We start from the raw sequence: 19,156 nt of genomic DNA on the forward strand, positions 1-19,156 counted from the left end.
TCCGGGGCGGGAGACCGCCCTTTGCGGCAGGTGAGCAACGGACCGGGTCAGAACGAGCCGATGCCCTTGCCGATGAGCGAGACGCCGATGACCAGCAGCAGCACGGCCATGATCACCGCGTTCTCCTTGCCCAGCCACACGCGCAGCGCGTCGAGCGGGCCACGGAGCTTCTCGGCGGCGATGAGGTAGCCGACCACCGGAACGAGGACGGTGGATGCTGCGATCAGCGTGAACACCACGATCACGAGCACGATCGACCCGACGTCGAGCCCTGCCGACCCGATGTCGACACCGGCCGCGGCGGCCATGAGGAGATTCTTCGGATTGATCGCCGACAGCAGGAAGCCGAGGCCGAACGCGACGGGGAAGGTGACCTTGTCGATCGCCTGCATCCACTTCGGCATCTGGGGCTCCTCGCCCGCCTTCGGCCGCCCACGCCACTGGCGCAGCGCGAGCAGGAGCAGTCCCAGGCCGAGGAGCAGCTGGATCACGGCCTGGATCGGCTTCGAGGCATCCGCGTCCTGCTCGGGGAGGATCGACGACAGCAGCGTGAACACGGTCACCGCGACCACGATGCCCAGCACCCAGCCGAGCAGGAACCCGACGCTCGTGACCCGCGCCTTCGGCGACAAGAGCATGAGGATCGCCGCGATGACCGGGATCGGGCTGATCGCCACACCGAGGGCGAGGGGAAGGATCTCTCCGATGACGGCGCCCATGGGCGTCCTCCTGAGGGTTGTCGAGCGATACCGGCCTGGCTAACGTATCGGCGGGTCGCCCTCAGTCGCCGTTGATCCGGTCGCGCCACTCCAGGAGCGCCTTCACCGGCGCGAGGTCGTAGTCGGGTCCGTCGATCGCCGGGACGATCAGCCGGAAGCCGAGGTCGTACAGGCGGGACGCCGCATCCGCGTTCTCGAGCAACGGGCCGAATCCCCGCACGGTGTACCCGGTCGACAGCTCGATGTCGGCGGGGTCGCGACCCTCGCGGGCACACCACTCGTGGAGCACGCCGATCTTGCGGTCCAGGTCGTCGAGCCTGGTGAAGGTGTGCCAGATGTCGGCGTGCTGAGCGACGAGTCGCAGCGTCTTGCGCTCGCCCTGACCGCCGATGAGGATCGGGATCCGCCGAGTGGGCGGCGGGTTCAGGCGGTCCCAGCGGGCGCGCACGCGGGGGAGGTCCTCGGCGAGGTCGTCGAGCCGCGAGCCGACGGTGCCGAACTCATAGCCGTACGCGTCGTAGTCGGGCTGCGCCCACCCTGAGCCGGTGCCGAAGATGAGCCGGCCGGTGCCTGTCGCGCGGGAGCTGATGTGGTCGACGGTGCGCGCCATGTCGGCCTGCAGATCGGGGTTGCGATACGAGCTGCAGTTGACGAGCGGGCCGAACTCGACGCGCTCGGTCTGCTCGGCCATCGCGGCGAGCACCGTCCACGCCTCGAAGTGCGCGGCCTCGAACGGCTCGGTGAGCGGGAAGAAGTGGTCCCAGTTGAAGACGACGTCGACGCCGAGCTCCTCCGCGCGCAGCACGGCGTCGCGATAGGCCGTGTACGACCCGTGCTGCGGCGCGAGCTGCACGCCGATCCGCAACGGACGATGGTCAGCGGGATGCCTCGACGAAGTCACGTCGAAGAGCCTCTCAGTTCTTCGGCTCGATGCGGAGCACGTCGGGCGACTCGCCGACCGTCAGATCGTCGACGACGCGGAGGGTGCGCGCGAGGTCGTCGACGCTGCCGATCACGGTGCCGAAGCGCTCGCGGTCGGAGCACACCGCGGTCACGGTGACGAAGTGCGTGCCGGTGTCCCACGTGTACGTGGCGAACGGAGGGGTGCGCTGGTCGGAGGGGAGCGGCATCTCGAGCTTCTCGCCGACGCCGAGGTAGAGGCTCCGGAAACTCTCGGTGTCGTCGTACTCCATCGGCATCATGGCGCGGGCGGCACGGAGGTCGTTGGTGGCCAGCTGCACCTGCGCCATCACGACGACGAGCTCGGCGTCGGCCTTCCACACCCAGACCAGCACGCGTCCTGCGGCCTTGCGCATCAGGAACGGTGCGGCCTGACTCATCGCCCAGGCGGCGAAGCCGTTCCCGGGGCGAGGCTGCCCGTTCGCGCCGCCCGGCGACTCGATCGACGTCGCGCCCGCAGGGCCGATCATCAAGCCGCCGGCCTGGTTCAGCAGCATCCGTATCGCGGTCTTGCGGTGACGGCGCCCGCGGAAGCCGAGCGATTCGGTCACGGGCACCCAGAGGTTCGGGTCGGCGTCGGCCTGCAGGCGGGGCATGCGACCAGGGTACGTGCCTCCACTGGCGCGTTCCTGGGGAGCCCCCGGAAAGCCCTCGGGTAGGGTGGAGGCGCGTGGCGCCAGCCGCTGCCGCGCGTCCCCCGCCGCACAGACAGGCCCCCCAACCCGTGACCGATCCTGCGACGCCCGACGACACCCCCGCCGACGCCGCGAGTCCTCGCGCGCTGACGATCCTCTACGGCGCCGACACGTTCCTCCCGCACGTGAACGGCGCCGCCCGCTTCGCGGAGCGCCTCGCCGCCGGCATGGTCGGCCGCGGTCACGAGGTGCACGTGATGGCGCCCAGCAAGCGGCACCGCGACCACGGCACGTTCACCGAGGTCATCGAGGGCCAGCCGATGACGATGCACCGGCTGCCGTCGTGGCGCTGGTACCCGCACGACTGGCTCACCTTCGTGCTGCCGTTCCGCTCGAAGTACTACGCACGCCGCGTGCTCGACAAGGTGCAGCCCGACGTGGTGCACATCCAGTCGCACATCGTGATCGGCCGCGGTCTCACCCGCGAGGCCCGCAAGCGCGGCATCCCGGTCGTCGCGACCAACCACGTCATGGCCGAGAACGTGCTCGACTTCACCGTGCTCCCGCCGTCGTGGACGCGGTACGCGGTCAAGCTGGCGTGGGAGGACGCCGAGCGCACGTTCAAGATGACGCGCGCCGTCACCACGCCCACCCGCAAGGCCGCCGAGTTCCTCGAGCGCACGATCGACATCGACGGCGTCATCCCGGTCAGCTGCGGCATCGACGCGTCGAACTACACGGCCGACCTCACTCCGCGCGACGCCCATCGCCTGGTGTTCGTCGGCCGCCTCACCACCGAGAAGCAGATCGACGTCGTGCTGCGCGCGATCGCGAAGCTCGACCCGGCGCTCGACGTGCGGTTCGACATCGTGGGCTCGGGCGACCAGCGCCGCAACCTCGAGCAGCTCGTCGCCGAGCTCGGTCTCGGCGACCGCGTCCATTTCCACGGTCACACGACCGACGAGGAGCTGCGGGCGCTGCTCACCGACGCGAGCCTCTTCGTGATCGCGTCGATCGCCGAGCTCCAGTCGATCGCGACGATGGAGGCGATGGCCTCGGGCCTGCCGATCGTGGCCGCCGACGCGGTCGCGCTTCCCCACCTCGTCCACGACGGCGAGAACGGATACCTGTTCCGCCCCGGCGACGTCGACGACCTCGCCGCGAAGCTCACGACGGTGCTGACGCAGACGCCCGAAGAGCGGGCGCGCATGCAGCAGTGCTCCCTCGAAGGCGTCAAGGTGCACGACATGAAGCGCACGCTCGACACGTTCGAGGCGCTGTACCGCGACGAGCCTCTTCCCGAGTAGGCCATCGTGCACGTCGTGATGTTCGGCGACCAGCACGCCGAGTCGCTCGGCGGGGCGCAGGTCTCGATGCGCCTGCAGCGCCGCTTCCTCGAGAAGGCCGGGCACACCGTGACGATGGTCGCGCCGGCGATGCGCGGCCCGCGGGCACGTGCGGCCGCGGATGACTCCGCCTACGTGGACCTGCCCTCGATCCCCATCACGGTGGACCGCGAGTACTCCATGACGTGGCCGGGCCGGCGTACGGATCGGTGGCTGGATGCTGCGATGGCGGGCCGCCCGCCGGTCGACGTCGTGCACATCCAGGGGGACTTCTGGGGCGCGTTCATCGGCGTGCGGTACGCGCAGCGCCACGGCATCCCGATCGTCCACACGATGCACAACCGGCTCGACGTCGGCATCGAGGCGACCACTCCGTTCCCGAAGACCGTGCTGCGGGTGCTGAACGCGTGGCAGCGCCGCGCGCTCGGACGCCGCGTCGGCGCATCGGAGCCGGGCCACGACGGCTGGGCGTACCTGCGGCGTTTCGCCGCCCGCGCCGCCGCGATCACCGCGCCGTCGGCGCACTTCGCGCACCGGCTCGAGGCGAACGGGGTCCTGCCCGCGGCCGGCGCGCCGGCGGTCGACGTCATCTGGAACGGCATCGACGACGACGTGCTCGACGAGGTGCTGTCGCTCCGCCCCGATGCCCCTCTTCCCCCCAGTTCCCCTGCCGAAACACGGGTCGGTGACGCGACACGCCAGGCCGAGGCATCCGTTTCCGGCGTGTCGTCGTCACCGGCCCGTGTTTCGGCGCTGGAGCGGCGGCCGCGGTTCGTGTGGCTGGGGCGCATGAGTCCCGAGAAGCGTCTGATGCCCTTCCTGGAGGCGCTCGCCGCGTCGGGCGTCGAGGCCGAGGTCGAGATCATCGGCGGCGGCGGTCAGCTGCGCGCCGCCCGACGCCTCGTCGAGAAGCTCCGGCCCCGCGCGACCGTGACCTTCGCGGGACGGATGCCGTATGCCCAGACTCTGCGGCGCATCGCGGCCGCCGACGCCGTCGTGCAGACCTCGATCGGCTTCGAGACTCAGGGCATGACGATCTTCGAGGCGGCCTCGCTCGGCACGCCGTCGGTGGTCAGCGACCCGGATCTGGCCGCAGAGCTCGGCGAGGGCTTCTGGGCTGTGGGGGACGGCGTGACCGCGGATCCGTCGGTCGCCGCGCTCGCTGACGCGCTGCGGGCCGCAGCATCCGATATCTCCGCCGGAACGCCGCGCGTGCCGGACCCGACCATCCGCGAGCGCTTCCGGCAGTCGTCGCGCACCGCGGCGATGGTCGAGGTCTACGACCGCGTCACCGCCTGAGCCGGCCCCCTCGTTTGTGTCGCCCGGCCCCGCGTTTGTGTCGCCCGGTCCCCGCGTCGCGTCGCCCGGTCCTCATTCGAGGACGAGAGCCGGGATGAGGAGCGAATCGCGGGATCTGCTCCTCATCCCGGCTCTGATCCTCATCTGAGGAAGGGGGCTGGGGTGGCCGGCGCCGGTCAGGGGAGGCGGGTGCGGTCGGTGGGGAGGCGACGGTAACCGTCGTTGCGAAGGGCGGCGATCGTCGATGCGAGGGCCACCGCGGACAGGGCTGCGAGAAGAATCACCATGAACATGGCAGAAACGCTACGCTTGCGTCAGTCCTGCCACGAGTGGCAGAATGGACACACATCGCACGAAAACTGCCAGTCGCGGAGGTTCGCATGAAAACGGTGGCCTGCATCGTCACGGACGGCTTCGCGCCGTTCGAGTTCGGCGTCGCCTGCGAGGCTTTCGGCCTCGATCGGTCCGACGACGGCATCCCCAACTTCGACTTCCGCGTGGTCACGCCCGACCCGGGCGCGGTGCAGTCCAAGATGGGCTTCTCGATCAACGTCGACGCGGACCTCTCGTTCGCGTATGAGGCCGACCTCGTCGTGGTGTCGCCCGTCCCGCACCAGTACTGGGGCAACGTCGACGACCGTGTGCTCGACGTCATCCGCGCCGCGGTCGCCCGCGACGCCTGGGTGCTGAGCGTGTGCAGCGGGTCCTTCGTCGTCGCCGCCTCCGGCGTGCTCGACGGCCGCCGCGCCACGACGCACTGGATGTACGCGCAGAAGATGAAGGAGATGTACCCGTCCATCGACGTCGACCCCGACGTGCTCTACGTGCAGGACGGACGCATCATCACGAGCGCCGGCACCGCGGCCGGTCTCGACGCCTGCCTGCACCTTCTGCGCCAGGAGCTCGGCGCGGAGCTCACGAACATCATCGCCCGCCGCATGGTCGTGCCGCCGCAGCGCGACGGCGGCCAGGCGCAGTTCATCGCCAACCCGCTCCCCGCTACCACCTCGCTGTCGCTCGCGCCGGTCACCGACTGGATGCTCGACAACCTGCGCCTCGACCTCACCGTCGACCAGCTCGCGACGAAGGCGCACATGTCGCCGCGGACCTTCGCGCGTCGCTTCAAGGCCGACTTCGGCGCGACGCCGGCGGCATGGCTCGCTCGGCAGCGGATCATCCACGCCCAGCGCCTGCTCGAGAAGACCGATCTCGGCCTCGACCGCATCGCGTACGAGAGTGGGTTCGGCTCGGCGGCGGTGCTGCGGCAGAACTTCGCGCGCGTGCTCGGCACCACGCCGACCGCGTACCGCTCGCGCTTCACCTGCCACCTCGATGAGATGACGGATGCCTCGGCCTCCGCCGAAGCGGGGGCCGAGGCATCCGATCTCGTGTCCGTGGCGTAGGGCGTGCTCACGCCCTACGACGGGGTCAGGCCTTCTTGGCGTCGATCTCCTTGCCGTGCACGGTGAGCGCGTAGATCACGAGGATGTCGACGGCGAGCAGTGCCAGCGACAGCCACGGCTGCACCGAGATGAGCGTGATCTGGCCGATCGCGTTGATCGCGACGAGCACGATCGCGGTGACCCGCGCCCAGGTCGCGCCCAGGAGCAGGAAGACGCCCACGAGGATGAGCAGTGCGCCGGCGATCAGGTGCCACCAGCCCCAGCCCTGGACGTCGATCGAGAAGAGGGCCTCCTGCCCGAGGAAGTAGGCCGTGTCAGGGCCGATGAGCGCCTGCAGGCCGTGGAATGCGTCGATGGTGCCACCGACGATCAGCACGACGGCGGCGAAGACGCCCCATCCGGCCCATCCGGAAGTGTTGACATCAGAGTTGGTCATGGCGAGGTCCCTTCATGTCGGCCGGGGAGGCCGTTCAGCGTCGGGCGTCGCGGCGCCCGTGCGGTGTTGGTGCCGCTAGGCGTCAGACTAGCCATCCTGGGAGAATCCTGGGAAGGGTCTTCTTCCTGCGGGTCGCGTGAATGACGCGCGATGTCGGTGCGCGTCGAAAGGTTCCCGCCGCGCGCGGGGAGGCCTTCGCTAGCGTGTGACACGTGGGGTTCGATCCGAGATCGTGGTTCTCCCGTAAGACGTTGCGCAAGGACGCCGTCGCGGGTGTGATCCTCGGCGTCGAGGCGGTGCCCGACGGACTTGCGGCTGGGCTCCTCGCCGGGGTCAATCCGCTCGCCGGCCTCTACGGCTACCTCTTCGGCATGGTGGGCGCAGCGGTGCTCACGAGCAGCGCGTTCATGGCGGTGCAGGCGACCAGCGCGATGGCGCTCGTCGTGTCGGATGCCGGGCTCGAGAGCCTCCCCGATCCGGATCGCGGGCTCTTCACCCTCGCGATCCTGACCGGCATCATCATGGTGATCGCGGGCCTCCTGCGCGGCGGGCGGCTGATCAGCTTCGTGCCCACGCCGGTCATGACCGGGTTCGTCACCGCGATCGGCGTCAACATCATCCTCGGCCAGCTGTCGAACTTCACCGGCTACCAGGCCGAAGGTGCCAACCGGCTGCTCAAGACGATCGATGTGCTCGTGCACATCGGACAGTGGAACATCTCGTCCCTGGTCGTGGGCGCGATCGCCGTGCTCATCATCGTGGTGCTCCTGCCGACCCGCGTCGGGAGCATGGGGCTCGTCATCGCCGTGGTGGTGGGCTCGGTGTGCGCGGTGCTGCTGAATCTGTGGGTGCCGAACTCGGTGGTGCTGCTGCGCGACATCGTCGACGTGCCGCGCGGGCTGCCGGCGCCGGTGCTGCCCAGCATCGCCGACGCGCCGAACCTGCTGATCCCCGCCCTGTCGCTGACGTTCATCGGCCTCGTGCAGGGCGCCGCCGTCTCCGCGGGCATCCCGACCGCCGACGGCAGGCGCGCCGACGCGAACCGCGACTTCATGGGTCAAGGACTCGGCAACGTCGTCTCGGGGCTGTTCCAGGGCATGCCGGTCGGCGGGTCGATGTCGGGCTCGTCGCTCATCGTGCAGGCGGGGGCGAAGACGCGCCTGTCGCTGTTCGTCGCGGGTGCTGTGATGGCCGTCGTCATCTTCGCCCTGGCCGACGTCGTCGCGTTCGTGGCGATGCCGGCACTCGCCGGGCTGCTGATCGTCGTAGGCTGGCGCGCGATCAAGCCGAGCCGCATCTACTCGGTGATCAAGTCGGGCCTGCTGCCGACGACGATCATGGCGGTGACGTTCGGACTGACGCTGATCATCCCGCTGCAGTTCGCCGTGCTCGTCGGTGTGGGGCTCGGCGTCATCCTGTACGTCGCCGAGCAGTCCAACAGCGTGCGGGTGAGGGCCGTCGTGATCGCCGACGATGGTCGCATGCGCGAGACCGATCCCCCCGCGGTCGTCCCGCCGGGCGTGGTGCTGGTGCTGCAGCCCTACGGCAGCCTCTTCTTCGCCAGCGCGCCGGTGTTCGAGCGGCAGCTGCCCGACGTCAGTCGCGAATCGAGCGGCTCGGTCGTCATCGTGCGCCTGCGCGGCACCGACGAGATCGGCCTGTCCCACGTGGAGGTGCTGCGGCGGTTCGCGGCGGAGCTGCGCGACGCCGACTCGACACTCAAGGTCGTGGCCACGGAGGACCGCGTCATCTCGCAGCTCGACGCCGGTGGGCTCACCGCCGACATCGGCGCCGACAACGTCTACCGCGGCACCGAATGGGTGGGCGAGGGGCTGCGCCGTGCCTACGCCGATGCCCGGGCGGAGATCGAGGACTAGCGTCGCGTTGCTCGGCGAGCGACTCGCTGGTAAACTTGAGCCATGACGACTCAACTTTGACGAAGAGTTGAGGTCCGCAGATTTCAGGAGACAGATGAACGCCACGCAACAGCCCGGGCAGGAGGACGCGCAGAGCGCCCTCGAGCAGTTCGGGATCAACCTCACAGACCGTGCCCGGCAGGGCAAGCTCGACCCCGTCATCGGGCGGGACAGCGAGATCCGCCGCGTCAGCCAGGTGCTGACCCGCCGCACCAAGAACAACCCCGTCCTCATCGGCGAGCCCGGCGTCGGCAAGACCGCCGTCGTCGAGGGCCTCGCCCAGCGGATCGTCGCGGGCGACGTCGCCGAGTCGCTCAAGAACAAGGAGCTCGTCACCCTCGACATCTCCGCCCTCGTCGCCGGCGCGATGTACCGCGGCCAGTTCGAGGAGCGCCTCAAGAGCGTGCTCAAGGAGATCACCGAGTCCGACGGCCGCATCATCACGTTCATCGACGAGCTGCACGTGCTCATGGGCGCTGGCGGCGGCGAGGGGTCGGTCGCAGCATCCAACATGCTGAAGCCGATGCTCGCCCGCGGCGAGCTGCGCCTGATCGGCGCGACCACGCTCAACGAGTACCGCGAGTTCATCGAGAAGGATGCTGCGCTCGAGCGTCGCTTCCAGCAGGTCTACGTCGGCGAGCCCAGTGTCGAAGACACGGTCGCGATCCTGCGCGGACTCAAGGGCCGCTACGAGGCCCACCACGGCGTCACCATCAACGACGGCGCGCTGGTGGCCGCGGCATCCCTGTCCCACCGCTACATCCCGAGCCGCCAGCTTCCCGACAAGGCCATCGACCTGATCGACGAGGCGATGAGCCGGCTGAAGATGGAGATCGACTCGAGCCCGCTCGAGATCGATCAGCTGCGGCGCCAGATCGACCGCATGCGGCTCGAGGAGCTCGCCCTCAAGAAGGAGAAGGACTCCGCGTCGAAGGAGCGCCTCGCCACGCTTCGCGAGCACATGACCACCGCCGAGGCGGAGCTGTCGGTGCTCGAGCAGCGCTGGCAGCGCGAGCGCGCCGGCCTCAACCGCGTCGGCGAGCTCAAGAAGCAGCTCGACCAGGCGATCATCGACCGCGACCGCGCGCTGCGCGAGGCCGACTACACGCGGGCGTCGAAGCTCGAGTACGAGACCATCAAGCGCCTCGAGGTCGAGATCGCGCAGGCCGAGCAGGCCGAGGCGGCGTCGACCGAGGAGCGCATGGTCAACGAGCAGGTCACCGACGAGGACATCGCGGCCGTCATCGCGGCGTGGACCGGCATCCCGGTCGGCCGCCTGCTCCAGGGCGAGAGCGAGAAGCTGCTGCACCTCGAGGCGGAGCTCGGCAAGCGCCTGATCGGGCAGAAGGCCGCCGTGAAGGCGGTGTCGGATGCTGTGCGCCGGTCTCGTGCGGGCATCAGCGACCCCGGTCGCCCGACCGGCTCGTTCCTGTTCCTCGGCCCGACCGGCGTCGGCAAGACCGAGCTCGCCAAGGCGCTCGCGGAGTTCCTCTTCGACGATGAACACGCCATGGTGCGCATCGACATGTCGGAGTACGGCGAGAAGCACTCGGTTTCGCGCCTGGTCGGCGCCCCTCCCGGCTACATCGGCTACGAGCAGGGCGGCCAGCTCACCGAGGCCGTGCGCCGGCGTCCCTACTCGGTGGTGCTGCTCGACGAGGTCGAGAAGGCGCACCCCGAGGTGTTCGATGTGCTGCTGCAGGTCATGGACGACGGCCGCCTCACCGACGGCCAGGGCCGCACGGTCGACTTCACGAACGTGATCCTCATCCTCACGTCGAACATCGGCTCGCCGATCCTCATCGACCCGGTGCTGTCGGCCGACGAGAAGCGCGACGCCGTCATGGCGATCGTGCGGCAGGCGTTCAAGCCCGAGTTCCTCAACCGGCTCGACGACATCGTCATGTTCGCCGCGCTCAGCCAGGACGACCTGGCGCAGATCGTCGAACTCGCCGTGTTCGCGCTGCAGCGTCGCCTCAAGGACCGTCGCCTCACCCTCGCGGTGACGCCCGACGCCCGCGCCTGGCTCGCCGAGCGCGGCTACGACCCGGTGTTCGGAGCGCGGCCGCTGCGCCGGCTCATCCAGTCCGAGATCCAGGACCGCCTCGCGATGGCCCTGCTCTCGGGCGGCGTGCGCGACGGCGACGTGGTGCGGGTCGACGTGGCTGCCGACGGCGCTTCGCTGGTGCTGACCAGCGACGGCCCGGCCGCGGCTGAGCCCCCGACGGAGGACGACGACGTGATCGAGGCCGAGCTCCTCGACGATTGACGCCTCGCTCCGCGCCTCGGTGAGACGACAGCTCGCGGACGAGACCGTGGGGATCACCCGCGGTCTCGTCCGTGCGCTGGGGTCTCACGGCTGCGCGGGCGGCGGAGGAACGAAGAGACGGATGCCTCGGCCCGCAGCGGCGGGTCGAGGCATCCGTCTCGCGGATCGGGGTGGATCAGTCGTTCACGAGCACCGAGTCGGCGGCGGGGCGGCGCACGCGCGGGGCGTTCTCGCGGGCCTGCAGCTCTTCCGACGCGAGGCGGATGTCGCCGAGCTCGCCGACCGCCATGACGGTGACGGGCGTGAAGTCGGAGCCGAGGTCGAAGCCGGCGGCGATGGCGTCGCGGTCGAAGCCGCCCATCTGGTGCGTCGACAGCCCGTCGGCGTGGGCCTGCACGGTGAAGTGCGCCGCGACCTGGCCGGTGTCGTACTGCGCCCAGCGCATCGGCTCGCCGTCGCGCGTGGTCTCGGCGACGAACACGACGAGCACGGCGGCGTCGCCGGCCCAGGCGGAGTTGAAGCCGGCGAGCGAGCCGAGCACGGTCGCGTGCGCGGCCGAGCCGCGGCGGGCGACGATGACGCGCCACGCCTGCGTGTTGGCGGCGGTCGGCGTCCAGCGGGCGGCCTCGAGCGCGCTCGTGAGCGCGGCCTCGTCGATGACCGACTCGCGGTCGAAGATGCGGGTGCTCCAGCGCTCGGCGAGCACGTCGATGATGGGGGCGTCGGTCTCGGCGGTGCGGGCGGTGAGAGTGGACATGGGGCTGCTCCTCTGGGGTCGAGCGATCTCGGTCGGGACCCCGTCGGCCCAGATCCATGCAACGACATGGACCTGGGAACATTCCCTCCATGTCCTCCCGTGTCGCCGAGCGGCCCGTGAGAGCATCGACCCGTGCGCACCGTCCGTGCTCTGTGGGGTTCTTCGCATCCGGGGCCGACGCTCGTCGTGACCGCCCTCGCCCTCGCCCTGGGCATCGCGACGGGGCTCGAGACCTGGCGGTTGGCGCTGCTGACGACGTCGGTCTTCGCCGGGCAGCTGTCGGTCGGCATCTCGAACGACGCCCTCGACGCGGAGCGCGATCGCGCGGTGGGGCGCACCGACAAGCCGATCGCGCGCGGCGACGTGTCGGCGCGGGTCGCGTGGGGCGCCGCGCTCGGCCTGCTGGCGACGGCGCTGCTTCTGTCTGCCCCGTTGGGATGGCGGATGCTGGCGGCTCACGCGCTCGCCCTCGGCTCGGCGTGGGCCTACAACGCCGGCCTAAAGTCGACGCCGTGGTCGATCGTGCCGTTCCTCGTGAGCTTCGGGATCTTCCCTTCGCTGGCGACGCTGTCGGCGCCCGACCCCTCGTTCGCGGCGGGATGGGCGTGGATCGCCGGTGCCGCCCTCGGCGCCGCCGTGCACCTGACCAACGTGCTGCCCGACCTCGACGACGACGCGCGCACCGGCGTGCGCGGGCTCCCGCACCGGCTGGGACCGCGGGTCGCGGCGATCGTCGCGGCGCTCGCGGTGGTCGGCGGTGCGGTCGCGGTGCTGCTCGGCGCGGCGGGGGGTGATCTCGGCGCGATCTCGCCGGTGTCGTGGGTCTTCTTCGCCGCCGTCGTCGCCGTGGCGGCGGTCACGGCGTGGCGTGCGATCTCGAGGCCGCCGACGCGCGCGCTGTTCCGCCTCGTGATGCTCGCGGCCCTGCTCCTGGCGGCCCAGCTCGTCGCCTCGGGTAGCGCCTTCGTCGCGTGACGCGGGGCCCGGGGTCGAGGCATCCGCTCGCGGGGTCAAGGGTGGCGCCATCCCCTCCCGGCCGGGTTCGGGGCGTGATGCCTCCGTTGGGGCGGTGTCTATGCGCCCCAACGGACATTGTGCGCCCCGAACCCACAGCCGGACCCCGGCTGACCTCGGGCCGGCGGCGCGTCAGGCGTCGACGTCGAATCCCATCGAGTAGGCGCGGGCGAACACGCGGGCCGACGGGCCGGAGAGCATCGCTCGCACGGCCGTGCGCCTCAGCGCGTCGCCGCGACCGCTGGGCCGGCCGAGCGCGGTGTTCACACTCGCCAGCGCCGCGGCGCGTCGCGCCGACTGGACCCGACGGGCCTCCCACCGCAGCAAGCCGAGGTCGGGGGCACGGCCGGTGTGCGCCCAGGAGGCGAGGAGAGGTGCCAGGGTCACCGCGTCGAGCAGGCCGAGGTTCATGCCCTGCCCGCCGATCGGGCTGACCTCGTGGGCGGTGTCTCCGATCGCGAACACGCGACCGTGGCGCAGCCGGGGCGCGACGACACGGCGCACGCCGAACGACGTCGCCGCCGTCACGGCATCGGCCGCCGCAGCCTCCCCGCGACGGGCCAGCGCGTCCCGCAGCCGCTGGGTGCGGGCCTCGGGGTCGTCGCCTCTGCCCGGCGGGTCCCATGCGACGAACCGGCGGCGACCGCCGGGCAGCGGGAAGGACTCGAGCACGCCGTCAGGATCCAGGTGGATCACCGCGAGCTCGCTGTCGGCGTCGGCGGCAGCATCCGTCATCAGGTACCGGTCGCGGTAATCGCGCGCCGGCACTGCACTCGGACGGTAGACGAGATCACGCGCGGCGCCTCCGCCCGCGACGACGACGATGCGGCTCTCGTACTCGATGGGGCGGCCGAGGAGTCCTGCCCGCACCACCACCATGTCGCGGTGCGGGATCACCGCGAGCACGTACGCGCCGCGCAGCGGCTCGGGGGCCGCGCCGCCGAGCACGGACTCCGTGGCCGCCTGCGGGAGGGTCGCCACGAAGGGGAAGCGCGCCGGCAGCACGTCGAAGTGCACCGTCCCGAGCAGGCGCCCGCGCGATCGGGCTTCTCCACGCCGCACGCGCACCGCCGCGGCGAGGAGGCGGTCTGTGAGCCCCGACGGTTCGAGGGCGGCCAGGACGGGGGAGTGGATGCCGATGGCCCGGGTGCCGTCGCCGACAGCGGGTCGCCGCTCGAGGAGCTCGACGTCGACCCCGCGGCGGGCGAGCTCGCCGGCCAGCAGCAGCCCGACCGGGCCGGCGCCGACGACGGTGACGTCACGCACGGCCGCGCCCGACGGCGACGAGGCGGAAGGGCACCGGCGTCTGCACCGTCCACGCGCCCGGACTGCTGCCCTCCAGCGCGGCCGTGAGCTCGGCGCGCGTGTAGCTGCGGCGAATCGAGCGGAGGCCGTCGGTGCGGAGGAACGTGCCGCGTTCGAACGGTGTGATCCCGACGGCGTAGAGCCCGTACCCCAGCCGCGAGCGGGCGATGTCGCTGTGCAGCACGATGCCGCGGGAGAGCGCGCAGGACTCCTCGACGAAGTCGCCGAGGCCGTCGCCCAGGTGATGGAGGACGTGGTTCGACAGCACCGCGTCGTACGTGCGTCCCTCGGCGACCAGGGTGGCGGCATCCGCTCTCCGGAAGCTCGCGCCGGCGATCGGCCCGCGGGCCGTGGCGACCTCGTGCGCGCGAGGGTCGGGGTCGATGCCCGTCCAGGTCACCTCGAGCCCGTCGCGCCGGGCGGCCGCGGCGAGGCGCGCGACGAGGTCTCCGCCGCCGGAGCCGATGTCGAGGACGTGCGCCGGCCGGCCCAGCGCGGCGAGGCGAGGGCGCAGCCGCGTGCGGTAGACGACGCCCCAGCCCGAGACGAGGCGGTTGATCGTGCCGAACCGCCGCAGGGTGGCGCGCAGCGCGTCCGGATCGCAGTCCGGGTCGTCCATGAGCTCGGCGAGCCGGTCGTCGCGGACGGCGAGGCTCATGCCGGCACCGCCGCCGTCACGCCGAGGCCGCCAGGGCGAGGCCGACGTCCTCCGCGGTCGTGACCGCCCGGCGGCGCCGGGTCATCAGCGCCGACTCGACGGTGAGACCCGGGCCGAAGGCCAGGCCGGCCACCCGCGCGCCGTCGGGGACGTCGTCGTCGCGCAGGAGCGACGCGAGGATGAACAGGATCGTCGCGCTCGACATGTTGCCGAAGTCGCGGAGCACGGCGCGCGACGCCGCGAGCGCGTCGGGCGGGAGATCGAGCCCGGACTCGACCCGGTCGAGGACGCTGCGCCCGCCGGGATGCACCGCCCACACCTCAGGGGGTGCGTCGCCGCCCAGGAACCTGCCCACCGCGCCCTGGATCTCGCGGCCGATGATGCGCGGCACCTCGGCGGAGAGGATCATCTCGAACCCGTTGTCGCCGATCGTCCAGACCATGTCGGTCTCACCCTCCGCGGTGAGGGCGGTGCCGAACCTGTCGAGGTCGAGCCCGCCGGGGTTCCCCGCGGCCGGATCGGCGGTGACGACCGCCGCCGCCGCGCCGTCGGCGAAGACGGATGCTGCCACGATCTGCTGCGGATCGTTCGAGGGCCGCAGATGCAGCGTGCACAGCTCGGTGCACACGACCAGCACGACCGCATCCGGTCTCGACGCCGCCAGAGCCGAGGCGACCCGCAATGCGGGCAGCGCCGCGGCGCACCCGATGAAGCCGAGGTGGCACCGCTCGACCGTCGGGCGCAGGCCGAGGTCGCGGACGAGGCGATAGTCCGGGCCCGGAGCGAAGAGGCCGGTGCACGAGACGGTGACCACGTGGGTCACCGCGGACGGATCGATGCCGCCGTCGGCCAGGGCCGTGCGCGCGGCGGCGGCCGTGAGCTCCGGGGCCGACACGATGAAGCGCTGGTTGCGCGCGCCGGTCGTGGGGGAGAGGAGCCGGCCCCCGGCGTCGACGAATGCGGCATCGTCGGGCGCGGCGGCGGGCGACGCGAACTCGGCCAGCACGGTGTGCCGCTGTTCGATCGCAGACACGTCGAAGACCGCCTGGATGCGGCGCCGCGCGAGCCGGTCGGCCCCCTCCTGCGCCGCGAAGATGTCGCGCGCGACCGCCTGCGCGATGCGGGTGGGCGGAACAGCTGTGCCGATCGAGACGATGCGGGCCGTCATGGTGCAACCTAAGCACGCCTATGCCCCGAAGAGCACGACCTCGCCGGAAACCAACAGGTCGCGCGCCGCTCGGCGGACGGGGGAAGGATGCCTCGGCCCGTACCCTGCGCGGCGGGCCGAGGCATCCTGGTCTGTCAGCCGGCGGGTTCGTGGTCGGTGTGCTCGGCGTGCGCGTCGGGGAGCTCCCGCATGCGCCAGAAGGGGCCGATGACGACGAACAGGCACGCGAAGAGCTCGCCGCATGCGGCGATCCACAGCGTGGGAACCGTGCCGATCCACGTGCCGAGCGCGCCGGCGAGCAACGCCGAGATCGGCATGACACCCCACACCACGAAGCGCACCGAGGCGTTCATTCGTCCGAGCAGCCGGGGTGGGGTGATGCGCTGGCGGAAGGTCACCTGGGTGATGTTGTAGAGCAGCACCGTGAAGCTCGTCAGGAAGAACTGGATGGCCAGCAGCGGGAACGCGAGCGCGGGCACCAGCGAGATCGCGGGCAGGAAGAAGGGGGTCACCGAGAACGCGATCGCGCTGATCGGGATCGCTCGGGCCTCGCCGATGCGCTCCACGATGCGGGGGGTGGCGATGGCGCCGAGGAGACCGCCGACGGCCGACACCGTGAACACGATGCCGAACATCTGAGGGGTGAGACCCAGCTCGCGCAGCGCGAAGATCGGCAGGAGGGTGGCGGCGATGGTCCCGAAGAAGTTCGCGGTGCCGGTGGTCAGCACGATGCGGCGCAGCAGCGGGTTGCCGAAGACCCAGCGCAGCCCCTCGCCGATCTCGTGGATCAGGGGCTTGTGGTCCTCGGGAGCGCGGAGCTGCTCGTGGTCACGGGTGAACAGCAGCGCCACGAACGAGGCGAGGTACGTGCCGACCGTGATCAGGACCGCGAGCGGCGCGGCGAGGATCCCGAGCAGCCAGCCGCCCACCGCAGGGCCGGCAAGGCCCGCGAGCTGCTCGGTGGACTGGAGCTTTCCGTTCGCCTCGGCGATCTGGTTCGCGCGCACGAGCGAGGGCACGATGCTCTGATTGGACACGTCGAAGAACACCGTCGCGACGCCCATGATCAGCGCGACCAGGATCATGTGCCAGATCTGCAGGATCCCGAGCAGGGTCAGCACGGGCAGCGTGGCCAGGGCGGCGGCGCGGACCGCGTCGGCGACGATCATGACGTGCCGCTTTCGCATGCGGTCGATCCACGCGCCCGCCGGAAGTCCCACGATGAGGAACGCCGCGACCTGCGCGGCGCTGAGCACGCCGACCTCCCACTCCGTGGCGTTCAGCGCCAGCACCGCGAGCACGGGGAGCGCGAGCTCGGTGATCTGCGCGCCGAACTGGCTGAGCGCCTGGCCGCTCCACAGGGTCATGAAGTTGCGGTCCCGCCACAGCGAGCCCTTCGGCGCGGGGGCGGGCGCTGCGGTGGCCGCAGCATCCTGATCCGCCTCGACCGCCTCGTCGGCACCCGCGCGAGAGGTCAGAACGGATGCCTCGGCCCGGGCCTCTGCGAGGACGGCGTCGTCGATCGCCTCGGCCTCGCGGATGTCGTCTGATTGGGACATGTCAATCAGTGTGAGCCACCCATTGAGAACTGTCAATCAGCCTTGTACGCTGACCACGTGACAGGGGATCGCGAGGAGCGGATCGAACTGCGGCACGGGGATCCAGAGGCGGAGGCGCGCATGCGCGCGCTGAGCTCGCCCCTGCGTCTGCGGGTGCTGCGGCTGTGCGCGTTCGAGTCGCGCACCAACAAGGAGCTCGCCGAGCTGCTCGGCGTGAACCCCGGCACGATGCTGCACCACGTGCGCACGCTCGTGCAGACCGGCTACCTCGCCGCCCAGCCCGAACGCACCGGAGCCCAGGGGGCGCGAGAGGTGCCCTACCGTGCGACCGGCCTTTCGTGGCGCACGTCGATGCCCGGTGGCTCGCCCGTGCTCATCGAGACGTTCCTGCAGCAGATCGAGGGCGTCGACCCCGACGATCTCGACACCACCTGGCTGGGACTCAAACTCACCCCCGAGCACCGGGAGGAGTTCCAGCGGCGTCTCTACGAGCTCGTCAGCGAGTTCAAGGAGCGCGACCCCGACCCCGACGGCGACACCTACTCGTTCTTCAGCACGCTCCACCCCGATATCAACCCGCCCGCTCCCGCCTGACGCCCCTTCTTGCGGTTCGCAGAAGGGTGCGCGAACTTCTCTTCCTGACGGATGCCTCGGGGCACAGCACCCGTCATAGCGTCAGAGCATGACCACCGCGACGGCCGACCTCTACGACGAACGCGCCGACGAGCTCGACTCGCTCGCGCTGCAGCTGCACGACATCGGCGGGCGCGTCGCGTTCGACGGGCCGATCCGCACCGTGAGGTGCCACCGCGACAACGCGCTCGTGAAGGCGCTGCTCGCCACCCCGGGCGAGGGTGCGGTTCTCGTGATCGACGGCGGCGGATCTCTCGAGTCCGCGCTGGTCGGCGACCTCATCGCGGCCTCGGCGGTCGAGAACGGCTGGGCGGGGATCATCGTGCACGGCGCGATCCGCGACCGGGTCGCGATCGGCGAGCTCGACCTCGGCGTCAAGGCGCTCGGTTCGAACCCGCGCAAGAGCGCGAAGGCAGGCGTCGGCGAGGTCGACGTGCCGGTGGTCATCGCGGGCGTCGCCTTCGTCCCGGGCACGCACGTGTGGGCCGACGCGGACGGGGTGCTCGTCGAGCGGTGACGGCCCTGCGCGTGGGGGTGGTGCGCGCGGCGCGGTGCGCTCGTATGGTTGGGCTGATGTCCACCACCGACGGGACGCCCGCCCGCTACCTCGCCCGGGCCATAGAGATCGCGACCGAGAACGTCCGCAACGCGGGCGGTCCGTTCGGGGCGGTCGTGGTGTCGGCCGACGGGCAGGTCTTCGAGGGCGTGAACCGCGTGACGGCCGACCTCGACCCGTCGGCGCACGCCGAGGTCGTCGCCATCCGGCGCGCGTGCCAGGGACTGGGGACGTTCGACCTCACCGGAGCGACGCTCTACACGAGCTGCGAGCCGTGCCCGATGTGCCTGGGCACCGCGCTCTGGGCCCGCGTGGACCGGGTGTACTTCGCCGCCGACCGTGAGGATGCCGCCGCCGCGGGCTTCGACGACGCGGTCTTCTACCGCTACTTCGACGGCCACGCCGAGCACCGCGACATCATGCCCGTGGAGTCGATCGACCTCACCCCCGAGCACCGCATCGCCCCGTTCACCGAGTGGGGCCGGACCTCGACGCGCATCGAGTACTGACGGCCGCAAACCCC

Annotated in this window: 18 protein-coding genes; 9 read left to right on the plus strand and 9 right to left on the minus strand. The window is 71.1% G+C overall.

The window, feature by feature from the left end:
* Nucleotides 1–47: 47 nt before the first annotated feature.
* From ASF40_RS02720 to ASF40_RS02730, 3 genes are all read right to left on the minus strand, one after another.
* Nucleotides 48–719 (minus strand): GAP family protein, encoded by a 672-nt coding sequence (locus ASF40_RS02720; protein ID WP_056365972.1) that lies wholly within the window; start codon nucleotides 717–719, stop codon nucleotides 48–50.
* Between the two features lie 61 nt (nucleotides 720–780).
* Nucleotides 781–1,620 carry an LLM class F420-dependent oxidoreductase gene (locus tag ASF40_RS02725; RefSeq protein WP_056365976.1) on the minus strand — a complete coding sequence of 280 codons (840 nt, stop codon included), beginning with the start codon at nucleotides 1,618–1,620 and terminating at the stop codon, nucleotides 781–783.
* Between the two features lie 13 nt (nucleotides 1,621–1,633).
* Nucleotides 1,634–2,275 (minus strand): hypothetical protein, encoded by a 642-nt coding sequence (locus ASF40_RS02730; RefSeq protein WP_056365979.1) that lies wholly within the window; start codon nucleotides 2,273–2,275, stop codon nucleotides 1,634–1,636.
* 128 nt (nucleotides 2,276–2,403) lie between these two features.
* Here ASF40_RS02730 and ASF40_RS02735 point away from each other — a divergent pair, with 128 nt between their 5' ends.
* The 3 genes from ASF40_RS02735 (at nucleotide 2,404) to ASF40_RS02745 (ending at nucleotide 6,362) form a co-directional block, all read left to right on the plus strand.
* Nucleotides 2,404–3,621: a glycosyltransferase gene (locus ASF40_RS02735; RefSeq protein WP_056365982.1), complete on the plus strand. Its 1,218-nt coding sequence runs from the start codon at nucleotides 2,404–2,406 to the stop codon at nucleotides 3,619–3,621.
* Between the two features lie 6 nt (nucleotides 3,622–3,627).
* Nucleotides 3,628–4,959 (plus strand): glycosyltransferase, encoded by a 1,332-nt coding sequence (locus tag ASF40_RS02740; RefSeq protein WP_056365985.1) that lies wholly within the window; start codon nucleotides 3,628–3,630, stop codon nucleotides 4,957–4,959.
* 380 nt (nucleotides 4,960–5,339) lie between these two features.
* Complete coding sequence (locus ASF40_RS02745; protein WP_056365987.1) at nucleotides 5,340–6,362, plus strand: GlxA family transcriptional regulator; 1,023 nt, start codon at nucleotides 5,340–5,342, stop codon at nucleotides 6,360–6,362.
* Nucleotides 6,363–6,387: 25 nt separating this feature from the next.
* Here the strand turns inward: ASF40_RS02745 and ASF40_RS02750 are convergent, their stop codons facing one another.
* Nucleotides 6,388–6,798, minus strand: coding sequence for a DUF7144 family membrane protein (locus ASF40_RS02750; protein WP_056365991.1), 411 nt, complete (start codon nucleotides 6,796–6,798; stop codon nucleotides 6,388–6,390).
* A 212-nt stretch (nucleotides 6,799–7,010) separates the two neighbouring features.
* On the opposite strand from ASF40_RS02750, the gene ASF40_RS02755 reads away from it, so the two are divergent.
* Complete coding sequence (locus tag ASF40_RS02755; protein WP_056365993.1) at nucleotides 7,011–8,675, plus strand: SulP family inorganic anion transporter; 1,665 nt, start codon at nucleotides 7,011–7,013, stop codon at nucleotides 8,673–8,675.
* A 94-nt stretch (nucleotides 8,676–8,769) separates the two neighbouring features.
* On the plus strand, nucleotides 8,770–10,983 hold the full coding sequence (locus ASF40_RS02760; RefSeq protein WP_082496809.1) for an ATP-dependent Clp protease ATP-binding subunit: 2,214 nt from the start codon (nucleotides 8,770–8,772) through the stop codon (nucleotides 10,981–10,983).
* A gap of 175 nt (nucleotides 10,984–11,158) precedes the next feature.
* Here ASF40_RS02760 and ASF40_RS02765 read toward each other — a convergent pair whose 3' ends face one another.
* The gene (locus ASF40_RS02765; protein ID WP_056365996.1) at nucleotides 11,159–11,740 is read right to left on the minus strand and encodes a nitroreductase family protein; all 582 of its coding nucleotides are present in this window, start codon (nucleotides 11,738–11,740) and stop codon (nucleotides 11,159–11,161) included.
* A 132-nt stretch (nucleotides 11,741–11,872) separates the two neighbouring features.
* Between ASF40_RS02765 and ASF40_RS02770 the strand changes: the two genes are divergently transcribed.
* Nucleotides 11,873–12,715: a UbiA family prenyltransferase gene (locus tag ASF40_RS02770; protein ID WP_056365999.1), complete on the plus strand. Its 843-nt coding sequence runs from the start codon at nucleotides 11,873–11,875 to the stop codon at nucleotides 12,713–12,715.
* A gap of 171 nt (nucleotides 12,716–12,886) precedes the next feature.
* Here the strand turns inward: ASF40_RS02770 and ASF40_RS02775 are convergent, their stop codons facing one another.
* The 4 genes from ASF40_RS02775 to ASF40_RS02790 all read right to left on the minus strand — a co-directional run bounded on the left by ASF40_RS02775 (nucleotide 12,887) and on the right by ASF40_RS02790 (nucleotide 17,444).
* Nucleotides 12,887–14,020: an FAD-dependent oxidoreductase gene (locus tag ASF40_RS02775; RefSeq protein WP_056366002.1), complete on the minus strand. Its 1,134-nt coding sequence runs from the start codon at nucleotides 14,018–14,020 to the stop codon at nucleotides 12,887–12,889.
* On the minus strand, nucleotides 14,013–14,717 hold the full coding sequence (locus tag ASF40_RS02780) for a methyltransferase domain-containing protein (RefSeq protein WP_056366005.1): 705 nt from the start codon (nucleotides 14,715–14,717) through the stop codon (nucleotides 14,013–14,015). Before ASF40_RS02780 ends, ASF40_RS02775 begins: the two co-directional genes overlap by 8 nt.
* A gap of 16 nt (nucleotides 14,718–14,733) precedes the next feature.
* The gene (locus ASF40_RS02785; RefSeq protein ID WP_056366007.1) at nucleotides 14,734–15,885 is read right to left on the minus strand and encodes a type III polyketide synthase; all 1,152 of its coding nucleotides are present in this window, start codon (nucleotides 15,883–15,885) and stop codon (nucleotides 14,734–14,736) included.
* 134 nt (nucleotides 15,886–16,019) lie between these two features.
* Nucleotides 16,020–17,444 (minus strand): MFS transporter, encoded by a 1,425-nt coding sequence (locus ASF40_RS02790; RefSeq protein ID WP_056366011.1) that lies wholly within the window; start codon nucleotides 17,442–17,444, stop codon nucleotides 16,020–16,022.
* Nucleotides 17,445–17,501: 57 nt separating this feature from the next.
* Between ASF40_RS02790 and ASF40_RS02795 the strand changes: the two genes are divergently transcribed.
* From ASF40_RS02795 to ASF40_RS02805, 3 genes are all read left to right on the plus strand, one after another.
* Complete coding sequence (locus ASF40_RS02795; RefSeq protein WP_157549357.1) at nucleotides 17,502–18,038, plus strand: ArsR/SmtB family transcription factor; 537 nt, start codon at nucleotides 17,502–17,504, stop codon at nucleotides 18,036–18,038.
* Nucleotides 18,039–18,126: 88 nt separating this feature from the next.
* The gene (gene rraA, locus ASF40_RS02800; RefSeq protein ID WP_056366017.1) at nucleotides 18,127–18,594 is read left to right on the plus strand and encodes a ribonuclease E activity regulator RraA; all 468 of its coding nucleotides are present in this window, start codon (nucleotides 18,127–18,129) and stop codon (nucleotides 18,592–18,594) included.
* 56 nt (nucleotides 18,595–18,650) lie between these two features.
* Nucleotides 18,651–19,142, plus strand: coding sequence for a nucleoside deaminase (locus tag ASF40_RS02805; RefSeq protein ID WP_056366020.1), 492 nt, complete (start codon nucleotides 18,651–18,653; stop codon nucleotides 19,140–19,142).
* The last annotated feature ends 14 nt before the right edge of the window (nucleotides 19,143–19,156 follow it).

This window comes from Microbacterium sp. Leaf288 (assembly GCF_001422925.1).
Taxonomy (GTDB): domain Bacteria; phylum Actinomycetota; class Actinomycetes; order Actinomycetales; family Microbacteriaceae; genus Microbacterium.